The organism is Acuticoccus kandeliae, assembly GCF_003073115.1.
Genome location: NZ_QBBV01000122.1, coordinates 1 through 339, shown reverse-complemented (window position 1 = coordinate 339; position 339 = coordinate 1). Strand labels below are relative to the sequence as shown.

Genomic DNA, 339 nt, shown 5'->3' with positions numbered 1-339 from the left:
GTACGGCAGCCGGTCCAGGGTGACCGGGGCGTTGAACTCGGTCTCCAGCCGCGTGGTGACGACGTCGAACTGCAGCGGCCCGACCGCGGCGAGCACTGGCGCCTGGTCGCCGCGCAGGTCCGAGCGCAGGAGCTGGATGACCGCCTCGTTGCCGAGCTGCTCGATCCCCTTGCGGAACTGCTTGTACTTGCCCGCGTCCTTCGCGCGGATCACCGCGAAGTGCTCGGGGGCGAACGCCGGGATCGACGGGAACTCGACCGGGTCGGCGGCGTAGAGGGTGTCACCGGGGCGCAGCGCGGTGGCGTTGACCAGGCCGACGATGTCGCCGGGGAACGCCTC

Annotated in this window: 1 pseudogene; it reads right to left on the bottom strand. The window is 71.4% G+C overall.

Annotation, left to right across the window (positions count from 1 at the left end):
* Positions 1-339: pseudogene (prfC, locus tag DBV35_RS29575) on the bottom strand (peptide chain release factor 3); the annotation flags it as partial.